This is a genomic window from Geodermatophilus sp. SYSU D00758 (genome assembly GCF_054049955.1).
This window is the reverse complement of record NZ_JBJGYK010000054.1, coordinates 16,864-28,875: the sequence shown is the minus strand read 5'-3', so window position 1 is coordinate 28,875 and position 12,012 is coordinate 16,864. Positions and strand designations below refer to the sequence as shown.

At 75.3% G+C, this 12,012-nt stretch carries 14 protein-coding genes and 1 pseudogene; 2 read left to right on the top strand and 13 right to left on the bottom strand.

Features of this window, described 5'->3' with window-relative positions:
- A pseudogene (locus ACI8AC_RS23150) lies at nucleotides 1-121 on the bottom strand (NADPH-dependent F420 reductase); the annotation flags it as partial.
- A 140-nt stretch (nucleotides 122-261) separates the two neighbouring features.
- Nucleotides 262-444: a hypothetical protein gene (locus ACI8AC_RS23145; protein WP_117379986.1), complete on the bottom strand. Its 183-nt coding sequence runs from the start codon at nucleotides 442-444 to the stop codon at nucleotides 262-264.
- 397 nt (nucleotides 445-841) lie between these two features.
- Between ACI8AC_RS23145 and ACI8AC_RS23140 the strand changes: the two genes are divergently transcribed.
- Nucleotides 842-2,143, top strand: coding sequence for a M24 family metallopeptidase (locus ACI8AC_RS23140; RefSeq protein ID WP_456900201.1), 1,302 nt, complete (start codon nucleotides 842-844; stop codon nucleotides 2,141-2,143).
- Between the two features lie 18 nt (nucleotides 2,144-2,161).
- On the opposite strand, the gene ACI8AC_RS23135 is transcribed toward ACI8AC_RS23140, so the two are convergent.
- The 6 genes from ACI8AC_RS23135 to ACI8AC_RS23110 form a co-directional block, all read right to left on the bottom strand.
- Complete coding sequence (locus ACI8AC_RS23135; RefSeq protein ID WP_456900200.1) at nucleotides 2,162-2,587, bottom strand: ChaB family protein; 426 nt, start codon at nucleotides 2,585-2,587, stop codon at nucleotides 2,162-2,164.
- A 47-nt stretch (nucleotides 2,588-2,634) separates the two neighbouring features.
- The gene (locus tag ACI8AC_RS23130) at nucleotides 2,635-3,021 is read right to left on the bottom strand and encodes an acyl-CoA thioesterase (RefSeq protein ID WP_456900199.1); all 387 of its coding nucleotides are present in this window, start codon (nucleotides 3,019-3,021) and stop codon (nucleotides 2,635-2,637) included.
- A 43-nt stretch (nucleotides 3,022-3,064) separates the two neighbouring features.
- A complete protein-coding gene (locus ACI8AC_RS23125; RefSeq protein WP_456900198.1) occupies nucleotides 3,065-4,300 on the bottom strand; it encodes an OmpA family protein in 1,236 nt (411 codons plus the stop codon).
- Nucleotides 4,301-4,479: 179 nt separating this feature from the next.
- Nucleotides 4,480-4,710 (bottom strand): hypothetical protein, encoded by a 231-nt coding sequence (locus ACI8AC_RS23120; RefSeq protein WP_456900197.1) that lies wholly within the window; start codon nucleotides 4,708-4,710, stop codon nucleotides 4,480-4,482.
- Between the two features lies 1 nt (nucleotide 4,711).
- Nucleotides 4,712-4,969 (bottom strand): DUF2795 domain-containing protein, encoded by a 258-nt coding sequence (locus ACI8AC_RS23115; RefSeq protein ID WP_456900196.1) that lies wholly within the window; start codon nucleotides 4,967-4,969, stop codon nucleotides 4,712-4,714.
- Nucleotides 4,970-6,109 carry a baeRF2 domain-containing protein gene (locus ACI8AC_RS23110; RefSeq protein ID WP_456900195.1) on the bottom strand — a complete coding sequence of 380 codons (1,140 nt, stop codon included), beginning with the start codon at nucleotides 6,107-6,109 and terminating at the stop codon, nucleotides 4,970-4,972.
- A gap of 142 nt (nucleotides 6,110-6,251) precedes the next feature.
- On the opposite strand from ACI8AC_RS23110, the gene ACI8AC_RS23105 reads away from it, so the two are divergent.
- Entirely contained in the window at nucleotides 6,252-6,596 is a 345-nt protein-coding gene (locus tag ACI8AC_RS23105) for a hypothetical protein (RefSeq protein ID WP_456900194.1), read from the top strand.
- Nucleotides 6,597-6,719: 123 nt separating this feature from the next.
- Here the strand turns inward: ACI8AC_RS23105 and ACI8AC_RS23100 are convergent, their stop codons facing one another.
- The 5 genes from ACI8AC_RS23100 to cpaB are packed head-to-tail and all read right to left on the bottom strand — an operon-like array spanning nucleotide 6,720 to nucleotide 11,991.
- Nucleotides 6,720-7,592, bottom strand: a complete 873-nt coding sequence (locus tag ACI8AC_RS23100) for a type II secretion system F family protein (RefSeq protein WP_456900202.1) — start codon at nucleotides 7,590-7,592, stop codon at nucleotides 6,720-6,722.
- Between the two features lie 16 nt (nucleotides 7,593-7,608).
- Nucleotides 7,609-8,550: a type II secretion system F family protein gene (locus ACI8AC_RS23095; RefSeq protein ID WP_456900193.1), complete on the bottom strand. Its 942-nt coding sequence runs from the start codon at nucleotides 8,548-8,550 to the stop codon at nucleotides 7,609-7,611.
- Complete coding sequence (locus ACI8AC_RS23090; RefSeq protein WP_456900192.1) at nucleotides 8,547-10,001, bottom strand: CpaF family protein; 1,455 nt, start codon at nucleotides 9,999-10,001, stop codon at nucleotides 8,547-8,549. Before ACI8AC_RS23090 ends, ACI8AC_RS23095 begins: the two co-directional genes overlap by 4 nt.
- Nucleotides 10,001-11,191 (bottom strand): AAA family ATPase, encoded by a 1,191-nt coding sequence (locus ACI8AC_RS23085; protein WP_456900191.1) that lies wholly within the window; start codon nucleotides 11,189-11,191, stop codon nucleotides 10,001-10,003. The genes ACI8AC_RS23090 and ACI8AC_RS23085 overlap by 1 nt, the downstream gene beginning before the upstream one ends.
- On the bottom strand, nucleotides 11,188-11,991 hold the full coding sequence (gene cpaB, locus ACI8AC_RS23080) for a Flp pilus assembly protein CpaB (RefSeq protein WP_456900190.1): 804 nt from the start codon (nucleotides 11,989-11,991) through the stop codon (nucleotides 11,188-11,190). The genes ACI8AC_RS23085 and cpaB overlap by 4 nt, the downstream gene beginning before the upstream one ends.
- Nucleotides 11,992-12,012 lie beyond the last annotated feature (21 nt).

Genomic DNA, 12,012 nt, shown 5'->3' with positions numbered 1-12,012 from the left:
CCACCCCGGCGGCCACCTCGGCGCACCGCTCGGCGTCCCGCCCGCCCAGCAGCACCCGCTGCCCGGCCGCGGCCAGCCGCACCGCCAGCCCCCGCCCCTGCGGACCGGTGCCCCCCAGCACGCCGACCACGAGCTCCTCGACCGAACGACCCTCAGCCACCTGGCACCTCCCGCGGCGACCGGCCCCTCCGGCGCCCGGTGCCGATCATGCCGGGGCGGCGCCGGGCGCCGGACCCGGGTCGGTGGGTGGGGTCCGTGCGGTCAGTCGCCGCGCCAGGTGCGGTCCTCGGCGGTCAGCCGCTCCTCGCGCTCGGCCACCGACTGCAGCGCGTGCTCGGCCTCCTCGCGGGTGTCGTACGGGCCGAGGCGGTGCCGCTCGGCGCAGCCGTCACGGTCCTCGACGGTGTGGTGCTTGAGGCAGAAGAACCAGGGCCCCTGTGACATCGCTGCGCTCCTCCCGGTGGACGGTCCTCCTCCACCCTGCCACCGCGCGGGCGGCCCGGCCCGTGGACGTCCGCGCAGCTCCGGCCCGGGCGGCTGGCCGAGCGGCTGCGCGCGGCCGTCGCCGGGACGCGTACCCCGACCGGGCACGCGGTCACCGCCTCCATCGGGATCGCGCCGGCCCGGCCGGAGGACGGGGAGGACCCCGCCGAGGCGGTGCGGCGGCTGGTCGACCCCGCCGACGGCGCGATGTGCCAGGCCGAGCAGGCCGGGCGGGACCGGGTCTCCGCCGCCCTGCCCCGCCCCCGCCCGGCGGGGGACGTCGGCACCCGGGCGGCCGGCCCCGTCCGACCTCCCGGCTCGACCGGTGGGGACGGCGGTTCTCTGCTTCCCTGGTCGCATGACGCTCGCCGCGCCGGACCCCACCCGGACGGTGCCGCTGCCGCTGCGCGACCAGGCCGACGTCCGCGACCGCTGGTTCACGCAGCGGTTGCTGGACCTGCTGCCGGTCCTGATGGACCGCGCCGGCATCGACCTGTGGCTGGTGACCGGCCGGGAGTACAACGAGGACCCGGTGCTGCCGACGCTGCTGCCGGCCACCTGGCTGTCCGCGCGCCGGCGCACCGTGCTGGTGCTGCACCGCAGCGACGACGGGGTCACCGCGGTGGCGGTGTCGCGCTACCCGGTCGGCCAGTTCCTGCCCGCGTGGTCCCCCGGCCGGCCGGTGGCCGAGGGCGACGAGTGGGCCGAGGTCCGGCGGATCGTCGAGCAGGCCGCGCCGCGGCGGATCGGCATCGACGTGTCGGCCGACTTCGCGCTGGCCGACGGCCTCTCGTGCAGCGAGCACGGCGGGCTCACCGCCGCGCTCGGCCCGTGGGCCGATCGCCTGGTGCCGGCCGAGGACCTGGTGGTGGGCTGGCTGGAGACCCGGCTGCCGGAGGAGATCGCCGCCCTGGACGCCCTCAACCGGCTGGCCGGTGAGGTCATCGCCGAGGCCTTCGCGCCCCCGGTCGTCGTCGTCGGTGAGACCACGGCCGCCGACCTGGCCTGGTGGATCCGGCAGCGGCTGGCCGACCTGGGCGCCGACGCCTGGTTCCACCCCGTCGTCGACCTGCAGCGGGCCGGGGCGCCGCCGCGGGCCGCGGGCGGGGCGCTGCTTCCCGCCGTCCCCTACGACGAGCCGGTGCTCCCCGGGGACCTCCTGCACTGCGACGTCGGCCTGTCCAGCCTGGGGTTGGCGACCGACACGCAGCGCAACGCCTACCTGCTCCGCCCGGGCGAGCGGGGCGCGCCGGAGGGGCTGCGCCGGGCGCTGGCCGCGGGGAACCGGCTGCAGGACCTGGTCACCGACCGGCTGGTCGTGGGCCGGACCGGCAACGAGGTGCTCGCCGCGGTCCGGGAGGCGGCCGGGGCCGAGGGCATCGACGGTGACGTCTACTCGCACCCGGTCGGGTTCCACGGCCACGGCGCGGGTCCGGCCATCGGGCGGTGGGACGACCAGTCCGGCGTCCCGGGGGCCGGCGACCGGCCGCTGCACCCCGACACGGTCTACGCGCTGGAGCTGTGCGTGCGGGTGCCGGTGCCGGAGTGGGGCGGCCAGCCGGTGCGGATGGCCCTCGAGGAGGGCATCGCGCTCACCGACGCGGGGGTGCGGTACCTCGGGGAGCGGCAGACCGAGCTGCTGCTCGTCCCCGGCGCCTGAGTCGGCCTGCTCCCGGGCCTACTTCCGGGCCTCTGCGGTCCGCTCGTCGTTCGACTTCTGCAGGGCGTCGACCAGCTCGTCCTTGCTCATCTTGGAGCGGCCCTCGATGTCGGCGTCCTTGGCGAGGTCGTAGAGGTGGGACTTCGAGGCGTTGGCGTCCACGCCGCCCTTGGTCTCGCGGTCGGTGTCCCGCCCGCCCTCGGCCTGGGCGTCGGAGGGCCCCTTCCTGCCGCCCTCCTTGGGCTCCCAGTGGTCGCCGACCTTCTCGTGGGTGTGCTTGACCGCGGACCAGGCCGTCTGGTTGGCCCGGCGCTCGTCGTCGTAGGAGTCCATCGCCGAGTCGTGCGCCTTGGCGAAGGTCCGCTGGGCCTTCTCGTCCGAGCGCTGCAGGGTGCTGGGGATCTCGTCCTGCTTCGCCTTCCCGCTCTTCATCGTCTTGGCCATGGCCGGTCCCTACCCCGGCGTGCGGCCGGGCCCACATGGCGGCCGGGTCACGCCGCGAAGGACCCCCAGTGGGCCCGCTCGGCGTCGGTGAGCGGGCGGCTGGTGTCGGCGGCGAAGTCGAAGGCGACCATGACGACGTCGGCGCGGATGGCGACCTCGCCGTCCTGGTGCAGCTCCTGGCGCACCGTGAAGGACTTCGTGCCCAGCCGCGTGGTCGTGGTGCGGACGCACACCCGCTCGCCGGCCCGGTAGTAGAGCTGGCGCAGGTAGTCGACCTCGAGCCGGGCCAGGATGACGCCGCCGCGCCCGGGGATCCCCTCGGCGACGGCCAGCCGCGCGTCCTCGATGAGCGACAGCGCGCGGGCGTGGTTGACGTGGCCGAGGGAGTCGGGGTCGGACCACCGCAGCTGGACCCAGTGCTCGTGCGCGCTCATGCCGACATGCCTACCGGACGGCGCCGTGGCGTCCGCCGCCCGGTCAGGAGCAGACCGTGACGGTCGCGCCGGAGAGCTCGATGACGACCTTGCGGTTGAGCGCGGCCGCCCCCGGGATGAGCCGGCCCTGCTCGTCGTGGTCGGGCACGTACCCGGGGAAGTCGCTGCCGAGACCCACCACGCCCATGCTGGCCGCGGGCACGCCGAGCTGGGCCAGCAGGTCGGCGACCGCCTGGGCGCGCTCGCGGCTGAGCCGGACCTGCCCCTCGGCGTCCCCCACGTCGGCGGTGGTGCCGGTGAGGGTGGCCGTGGCGCCGGCCTCCCTCATCCGGTCGGCGATGGGCTGCAGCGTCTCGGTCGCGGCGACGAGGTCGCGGAAGGCGGCCGAGTCGGCCAGGAAGGAGACCGCCCCGCCGTCGAGGACGACGGTGTCCGAGGTGCAGGTGACCCCGCCGCCGGCGCCGACCGTGCTCACCGGGGGCAGGGCCGGGTCCGGGGTGCCGGCCAGCGGGGTGTGCTCGACGTTGACGTCGACCGCGCCGGAGGCCAGGGCGACCGCGGTCCACAGCTCGACGAGCTGCGCGCGGGTGACGGCGTCCAGGGCCGGCTGCGGGGCGGCGGTGTCGCCGAGGCCCTGGAAGACGACGTGCACCCCGGTGAGGTCGGGCAGCGCGCCGGCGGCCCGGAGGCTCTCGACGAGGTCGGCGGCGTCGGCGTCGAGCAGGCCCGGCTGGCGGAAGTCCAGGGCGCCGGCGGTGGACAGGCCCGAGTCGACGACCAGGACGGTGTGCCGGCCGGGCGCCTCGGCGACCGCCTGCGCGGCCATCCCGAGCGCGGTCAGCAGGTCGGTCTCCGGGCTGTCCGCGGCGGCCGCGCGCAGGTCCTCCTCGAGGGCGCGGCGGTCGCGCGCGCGGTCGGCCCGGCGGGCGTCGCCGTCCGCACCGGCGGTGCGGACCCGCTGGGTGCCGACCACGGCCGGCGTGCCGTCGGCGACGAGGACGGCGACGTCGGCCTGGGTGTCCGCGGCGTTGGCGACGACCTGGGCGGCGATCCCGTCGAGGGCGACCGGTGGCATGTTGGCCCGGGCCCCGACCACCACGGCCAGGCCGCCGGTGGGATCGGCGGGCGGCGCCTCGGTGCAGGAGGCGAGGCCGAGCGGCACGACGATGCAGCCGGCGGCGGCCAGGATCCGGCGCAGCCGGGACGGCGAGGGCAGCGGCCGGCTCCGCCGCGGTCCGCCGGCTCGGCGGCGTGCGGGCAGTGCTGTCGGAGCGGCCACTTCTCCCCCGTCGTGGACCCCATGCCCTTCCGGGCGTCGGACGCCGCCCCGCTCCCGGCCCGGCGCCGCGGAGGCAGCGCCCGGCCGGGAGGAGGCCGCGACCGACGGTAGGGCCCGCGGGGCCGGCCGGAGCCGGATCCGCGGCGCGCACCACCCCTGTGGGTGAGGGCCGCGCGGTCTCAGGGGAGGTCGGCGGTGTCCTCCGACCGGCGGTGCCCGCCCTGGGCGTCGTCCGGGTCGGTGTGCACGGTGCGCTCCTCGGACTCGGCGAGGATCACCTCGGCCGCGACCTCCTCCATGCCCGACCCGGCCAGCGCCGACTCCTCGGGCAGGAGCTGGGACCGGGTCTCGATGTTGTCCTCGGTGACGTTGTCGAGCGCCTCGGGGCTGGGCCGCTTCTGCGTGGTCATCTCAGAACCGTTCCTGCTCGGTGCCGATGCCCAGGGCCCGGGCGACCTCCTGGACGTTGTCGAACTGCCGCCCCTCCGGGAGGCGGCGCAGGTCGGCGAGCACGCGGTCGGGCGGGGTGCCCTCCTGCGCCTTGGCCAGCAGCGCCTCCCGGTCGGCCGGCCACACCTCCTTGCCGAGGGCCTCGGCGAGCGCGGCGCGGCGCTCCACGTCGCCCGGGTCGGTGCCGGGTGCGGTCGCGGGCTGGTGCGGGTCGGTCATCTAGGCCCCCTGCGGCTTCGGAGTGGAGTCGTCGGTGTAGCGGAGGATCGCGGCGACCGGGATGTCGCCGGGCATCGCGCTGCGCGGCACGACGACCACGCCGGCGGCGGAGGCCACGGTGGCCGACAGCAGCGCCGCGTCGGCGGGGACGACGGTCCCGTGCGTGCCCAGGGCGTCCATGTCGTGCTGGTCGACCCCGAGCTCCAGCGGCGAGTCCCCCACGAGGAGGGTGTCGTCGGGGTCCTGGCGGTCGGCCAGGACGAGGGTCTCCACCTGGCCCTTGCGGAGCGCCTCGACGACCGCGGCCTTGCCGGTCACGGCCAGCCCGTGGGCGCCGGCGGAGGCGATCTTCTCGACGGCGTCGGCCTCGTCGTGGGCCTCGTGCTCGGCGACCAGCTCGGCCGCCCGCCGGGTCACCGGCTCGCGGTCGGCGCCCGCGGCCCGGCCGCCCTCGGGCATGCTCACGACGAGGTCGCGCCACACCCCGTTGGCCTTGTCGGTGAGGATCTGCTGGGCGCGGACGTCACCGGCCACCAGGATGAAGCGCAGCGGCAGCCGCCGGGCCAGGGAGGCCAGCTCGTCGGCCACCAGGCCGGCGTTCTCCTCCCACTGGTTCTCGGCGGTGTGCATGTAGGTGTTGTGCGCCCAGCCGCCGACCTTGACCTTCCGCATGTGGAAGGTGTCGCCCTCGATCTCCTCCTCCTTCTCGGGGCGGCCCGCGAGGCTCGCGACCGAGACGTCGGCGCCGACCCGGTCGGCGATGACCACGACGTGCGGGACCCGACCGGCGAGCTGGCGGAGCACCGGCAGCAGCTGCGGCTGCGGGGACCAGGCGGCCACCGGGTCGCGGGGCACGTCGGCGAGGACCTCGTCGAGGACGACGGTGCCGTCGGCGGCGACCACCACGGCGCGACCGCGGAGCGTCCCGGCGTCCCCGCCGTCGTTGCCCTCGAGCAGCCGGCCGCGGACCGCCTCGACGACCGCCTCCGGCGCGCCCTCCTTCTCGAGCTGCTCGGCGACGGCGCGGACGCGCAGCTCCAGCTCCTGGTCGGCGTTCTCGGTGGTGTGCGTGACGTCGGCGCACACGGTGGCGTAGGGCCCGGAGGCGTTGAAGACCGGCTCCAGGAAGGACGTGTCCATGGGAGGGGGACCACTCCTCGGTTCGTGTCGACGACGGTGCTGCGGGGCCCGCGTCTCGGGCACACCCGCCTCCGCCGCCTACCCACCGGCCGTGCCCTCACACCCGGTGTCGGATCCGCGGGGCGGGGGTAGGCGCTGGCGCATGACCGAGCACGACCAGCTGCCGCTGCCCGACTACGACCACCTCCCGGTGGACGGCCTGATCTCCCGGATCCGGACGCTGGACGCCGAGGGGTTGCAGGCGCTGCTCGACTACGAGCGGGAGCACGCCGACCGGCTGCAGGTCGTCACCGCGATGGAGAACCGCCTGCAGTCGCTGCGGGAGGGCGCCCAGCCCTCGGGCGGGGACCCGGCCGCCGCGGCCGCCGACGACCCGCAGCACGCCCGCGGCGGGTCGAAGGTGTCCACCGCGACGACCGGCCCGGCGGTCAACCCGCCGTCCCAGGGGGACCCGACCAACCCGGCCCAGCCCCGCTCCACCGGCTGACCCGGCCGCCCCTGCGGTCCGCGTCGCGGGGCCCGGAGGGTCCCCGACGCGGAGCCGCGGATGCACTCGTTGCAGGTCGGGACGGCACCGGGCCGTGTGTCGGCCGGTAGGCCGACGATGTGCTCAGTCGAAGGCGCCCATGATGTCGAGGGCGGCCGGCCCCATCACGACGATGAACAGCGTGGGCAGGATGAAGAGGACCAGCGGGAAGATGACCTTGACCGGGATCTTCATCGCCTTCTCCTCGGCCCGCTGGCGTCGCTTGAGCCGCATCTCGTGGGCCTGGGCGCGCAGCACGTCGGCGATCGACACGCCGTAGGCGTCGGCCTGGAGGATCGCGCGGACGAACCGGCTCAGGTCCTGCACGTTCGTCCGCTCGGCGAGCGCGAGGTAGGCGTCCCGGCGGGGCTGCCCGACCGCGATGTCCTGCAGCGTCCGGGTCAGTTCCTCGGACAGGGCGCCCTTGCCGTTACGGGCGGCCTGCGACATCGCGGACTCGAAGCCCAGCCCCGCCTCGACCGCGATCGTCATCTGGTCGAGGGTGTCGGCCAGCTCGACCGCGATGGCCTGCTGGCGCTCCTGCCCCCGGCTGTGCAGCAGCAGCTCGGGCAGGAAGTAGCCGACCACCACGACGAGCCCGACGAGAAGGATACCGAGGCCACTCGGGCCCGAGGTCAGGTAGAGCGCACCGAGGGCCAGTGCGATGCCGGCGAGGACGAGCTTGGCGGCCAGCAGCTTGGGCAGCGGCCAGTCCACCGGGTACCCGGCGCCCGCGATCAGCCGCTGCAGCCTGGCGACGGTCCCCGCCGGGGTGAGCAGGCCGACCAGCCCGGCGGTGGGACCGGGACGCTTGGCCAGCGAGACCGGCTGCGGTGTGTCGAGCCCGCGCAGCAGGTTCGCCTGGGCGCTCACGAGCGCGGGGTCGCGCTTGGTCACGAGGACCCACCCGAGGCCCAGGACGCCGGCCACCACGAGGAAGGCCGAGCCGTAGATCATCAACACGGGATCCCCCTCAGAAGGTGATGCGGACGGTTTTGCGCAGCCAGAGGCCGCCGAGGGTCATGAGGACGCCGGCCGCCCCGAGCATCAGCAGGCCCGGCGTGGTCTCGGTGAGCCGCCCCATGTACTCCGGCCGGGTCGCCATGAGGAAGGCGAACACGCCGACCGGCAGCGCCATGAGGACGACGGCCGACAACCGCCCCTCGGCGGAGAGGGCCCGGACCTGGCGGCGGATGGCGTTGCGCTCGCGGATGGTGTGCCCGACCGTGTCCAGGATCTCGGCCAGGTTGCCACCCACGCTCCGCTGGATGGCGATGGCTTGGGCGACCCAGGCGAAGTCGTCGCTGCCCATGCGGTCGGCCACCTCCCTCAGCGCGGAGTCGAGGTCGCGCCCGACCCGGGTCTCGTTGACGATGCGGGCGAACTCCTCCGAGGTGGGCGCGGCCGCCTCGCTCGCGACGGAGTCCAGGGCACGCAGGATGCTGTGCCCGGCACGAAGGCTGCTCGCCATGAGCTGCAGGGAGTCGTCGAGCTGGTCGGCGAACGCCGCCCGGCGCCGGCCGGCCAGGACCCCCAGCAGCACCCGCGCCAGCACGGGCACCACGAGCAGCAGCAGCAGGGCCACCACGGCGTTGACGAGGAGCAGACCGAGCGCGGCGCCGACCACGCTGCCGGCGACGATCAGCAGGAAGAACTCGGCAGGGCGCAACCGCAGGCCTGCCGCGGTCAGGGCCCGGGCGACCCCGTTCACCCAGCCCCGCTGCACGAGGACCCGCTCGATGCCGTCCTGCGCCTGCTCGGTCAGCTTGGTGAGGGTGGTGGGCGGGGGCGGGACCGCGGGGTCCAGCCGGCTCAGCGAGACGCGCTCGGCCGGAGCCACCATGGCGACGACCGCCAGGAGCAGGGCGCCGGTGACGGTCAGGACGCCGAGCGCCAGGGCGAGGAGGCCGCTCACCGCCAACCTCCCGTGACGGAACCCGCCGGCATGCCGAAGATGGCCGGCGAGACGTGGATGCCCAGCTCGGTGAAGCGGTCGGTGAACCGCGGCCGCACCCCGGTCGGCACCGGCTTGCCCAGGAACCGGCCGGCGGCGTCGACGCCGGCGGAGTAGTCGAACAGGAAGGCGTCCTGCAGGGTGACGGTCTCGCCCTCCATGCCCTGCACCTCGGTGACGTGGGTGACCCGCCGGGTGCCGTCCCGCAGCCGGGTCAGCTGGACGACGACGTCCACCGCCGAGGCGATCTGCTCCCGCACCGCCCGGAGCGGCAGGTCCATGCCGGCCATGAGCACGAGGGTCTCCAGCCGGGCGATCGCGTCGCGCGGGGAGTTGGCGTGCACCGTGGACAGCGAGCCGTCGTGGCCGGTGTTCATCGCCTGCAGCATGTCCAGCGACTCGCCGCCGCGGACCTCACCGACGACGATGCGGTCCGGCCGCATCCGCAGGCTGTTGCGCACCAGGTCGCGGATGGTGATCGCGCCCTTGCCCTCGATGTTCGCCGGGCGGGACTCCAGGCGGACGACGTGGTCCTGCTGGAGCTGGAGCTCGACGGCGTCCTCGATGGTGACGATCCGCTCCCCCTCCGGGATGAACGACGAGAGCACGTTGAGCAGCGTCGTCTTCCCGGTGCCGGTGCCGCCGGAGACGATGACGTTGAGTCGCGCCGCCACGCAGGCGTGCAGGAGCTCCACCATCTCCGGCGACAGGGTGCCGAAGCTCATCAGGTCCTCGACCGTGAACGGGTCCTTGGAGAACTTGCGGATGGTCAGCGTCGGCCCGCTGAACGCCAACGGCGGGATGATGGCGTTGACGCGGGAGCCGTCGGCCAGCCGCGCGTCGACCATCGGGCTGGACTCGTCGATCCGCCGTCCGACCTTGGACACGATCCGGTCGATCACCCGCCGCAGGTGCTCCTCGGAGGTGAACCGGGAGGTCGTGCGCTCGAGGTGGCCGGAGCGCTCCACGTAGACCATCTCCGGGCCGTTGCACATGATCTCGGTGACCGTCGGATCGTCGAGCAGCCGCTGCAGCGGGCCGAAGCCCAGCACGTCGTCGGCCAGCTCGGCGGTCAGCCGCACGCGCTCGTCGGCCGACAGCGGCACCTTCTCCTCGTCGACGACCTCGTCGAGCTCGGCGAGGACGATGCCGCGCAGCTGCTCCTCGGACAGCGACGGGTCGTTCATCCGGGCGCCCATCCGGTCGAACAGCGCACCAGCCACCCGGTCCTTCAACCGGGTCAGCGCGTCGGTCGGCGAACCGGCCTGCACCGCAGGGCGCGGCACCGGACGCGGCGCGGGGACGGGGGCGGGCTGTTGCAGCGGGACCGGGACCTTCTGCAGCGGGACGGCGGCCGCGGGCTGCGACGCCGCGCCACCACGGGCGGCCTCGAACCGCTCGGCGAGGCCCATCAGGAGGCCTTCCTCGAGCGCATCCAGCCGCGCCCCTGGGGCACCACGGGGGCGGGCACGAACCGCTCGAGCAGCCGGCGCATCTCCCGGGTGGCCGGGTCGCGACGGGCGTCGCCCAGCAGCAGCGGCACACCGGCGTTGGTCGACGACGGGACCGTCGCCGACCGCGGCAGGACGACGTCGACGGCGGCGCCGAGCGCCCGCTCCACGTCGGCCCGGGCCAGACCGCGCTTGGGATCGGCGAGGTTGAGGACGACGTGCCGCCCGGCGGGCAGCAGGCCGAGCTCACCGAGCACGTCGATCTCCTTGCGCAGCCCGCGCACCCCCGGCACGTCCATGCTGGACAGCAGCACCACGTCGGTGGCCCGGTCGATGGCGGCCAGCGTCTGGTCGGACAGGCCCGGTGCGGTGTCGACCACCACGTACCGGAACTGCCGGGCCAGGGAAGAGAGCAGCCGGGCGACGTCCTCGCCGGTGACGCTGTCACCAGCGGCCGGCGAGTCCGACCCGCAGACCGCGAACAGGCCGCTGGGGTGCTGGGTGAGGAAGGTCTTGAGGACCATGGAGTCCTCGCTGGCCCGGGCGGCGACCGCGTCGGGGAGCGTGTACTCCGGCTGGAGCCCGAGCGCCGTGGCGACGTCGCCGAACTGCACGTCCAGGTCGACGACGACCGTGGACTGCGGGGCGGTGGCGGCCAGGCCGACGGCCAGGTTCGTGGCGACCGTCGTCTTGCCGACCCCTCCCTTCGGCGACACCACCGAGATGACCCGGCCCGGTGCGGTGGGGTCCCCCGTGACCGGCCGCAGCGCCTGCCGGCGGGCGGAGGCGGCCGCGGCCGCCCGGCCGAGCGCCTCGGCGAGCTCGGCGGCCTCGGCGTCCGGGGCCACGATGTCGCGGATCCCGGCACGCATGACCTCCGGCCACGCGGCCGCCGGCGGTGCCGCGGCGAGGACGACGCTCACACCGTGCCAGGCGGCGTCCAGCCGGCCGGCCAGCTCCAGGGCGTCGGCCAGGGCCGCAGCGGGCCCGAGCACGACCACCTCGGGCAGGTCACCACCGCGGAGCAGCTCGAACAGCCGCAGCGGCTCGGTCGGCAGCCGGCCCGGAGGGAGCACCTCGGCGTCGGGGTGCACCGCCTGAATGCGGGCGGCGAGGTCCGGCGTCCCGCCGGCGAGGACGACGCGGCTCACTCCCCCGCACCCCCCACCGACACCCGGCCGAGGACGGCGTCGCCGTATACGTTGCCCTGGGTGATGACCTTGGTGCCGGAGTTGTCGGCGCCCTCGGGCTCCAGCGCGAGCCAGACGGTGCCGTGCTCCATGCCGAAGACCACGAGCTCGGCGTCCCGCGCCGGCAGGGCCAGGGTGACCATGACGTTCTCGGACGGGGCGGCGGTACCGGTCGAGGCGGTCTCGGCGTCACCGGGCTCCGCGGGTGCCGGGGCGCCCTGGACCTGGGTGACGAGGACGCCGTGCAGCGTGGCGTGCGTCGTGCCGATCCGCTCGTCCTGGTCGTCGTCGTCGATGTTGCCCTCGAGCTCCATGGAGATGTAGACGCCGATCTCGTCGCCGGCCGCGAGCCGGCCGCCGACCGCGCGCTGCGGCTCGAGCAGCACGCTCATCTCCGAGTCGCCGGGTTCCGGCTCGACGGTGCCGGGCGGCAGCAGGCTCGACTCGTCGACGAAGCGACTCGCGAGCACCTGCTCCCCCGGCTGGAGGTCGGTGGTGGCGACCCGGTTCCCGAGGTCGGCCAGGTCGCTGACCGTGCCGGCAGCGACCACCTTGTTGGGCACCTGCTCGAGGCGGACGGAACCCTCCAGCTCGGCGGCCGGGGTGCCCTCCTCGACGGGTCGGGTGACGACGAGGACGGCGGTCGTCTCGACCCCGTCCAGCGCCCGGGCGTCGGCGCCGCGCACGTAGGACACCAGGACCACGGTGCCTACGAACGCCAGCGCCAGCGCCAGGACGGCAGCGACGATTCGGCGGTTCACGTGAATCTCCCCCCAGAGATG

Bases quoted from the DNA above. Each gene is read 5' to 3' on its own strand.
- ACI8AC_RS23140 (WP_456900201.1), top strand. From the start codon at position 842: ATGACGCTCGCCGCGCCGGACCCCACCCGGACGGTGCCGCTGCCGCTG.
- ACI8AC_RS23130 (WP_456900199.1), bottom strand. From the start codon at position 3,021: ATGAGCGCGCACGAGCACTGGGTCCAGCTGCGGTGGTCCGACCCCGAC.
- ACI8AC_RS23120 (WP_456900197.1), bottom strand. From the start codon at position 4,710: ATGACCACGCAGAAGCGGCCCAGCCCCGAGGCGCTCGACAACGTCACC.
- ACI8AC_RS23090 (WP_456900192.1), bottom strand. From the start codon at position 10,001: ATGGGCCTCGCCGAGCGGTTCGAGGCCGCCCGTGGTGGCGCGGCGTCG.
- ACI8AC_RS23110 (WP_456900195.1), bottom strand. From the start codon at position 6,109: ATGGACACGTCCTTCCTGGAGCCGGTCTTCAACGCCTCCGGGCCCTAC.
- ACI8AC_RS23145 (WP_117379986.1), bottom strand. From the start codon at position 444: ATGTCACAGGGGCCCTGGTTCTTCTGCCTCAAGCACCACACCGTCGAG.
- ACI8AC_RS23100 (WP_456900202.1), bottom strand. From the start codon at position 7,592: ATGATCTACGGCTCGGCCTTCCTCGTGGTGGCCGGCGTCCTGGGCCTC.
- ACI8AC_RS23115 (WP_456900196.1), bottom strand. From the start codon at position 4,969: ATGACCGACCCGCACCAGCCCGCGACCGCACCCGGCACCGACCCGGGC.
- ACI8AC_RS23135 (WP_456900200.1), bottom strand. From the start codon at position 2,587: ATGGCCAAGACGATGAAGAGCGGGAAGGCGAAGCAGGACGAGATCCCC.
- ACI8AC_RS23105 (WP_456900194.1), top strand. From the start codon at position 6,252: ATGACCGAGCACGACCAGCTGCCGCTGCCCGACTACGACCACCTCCCG.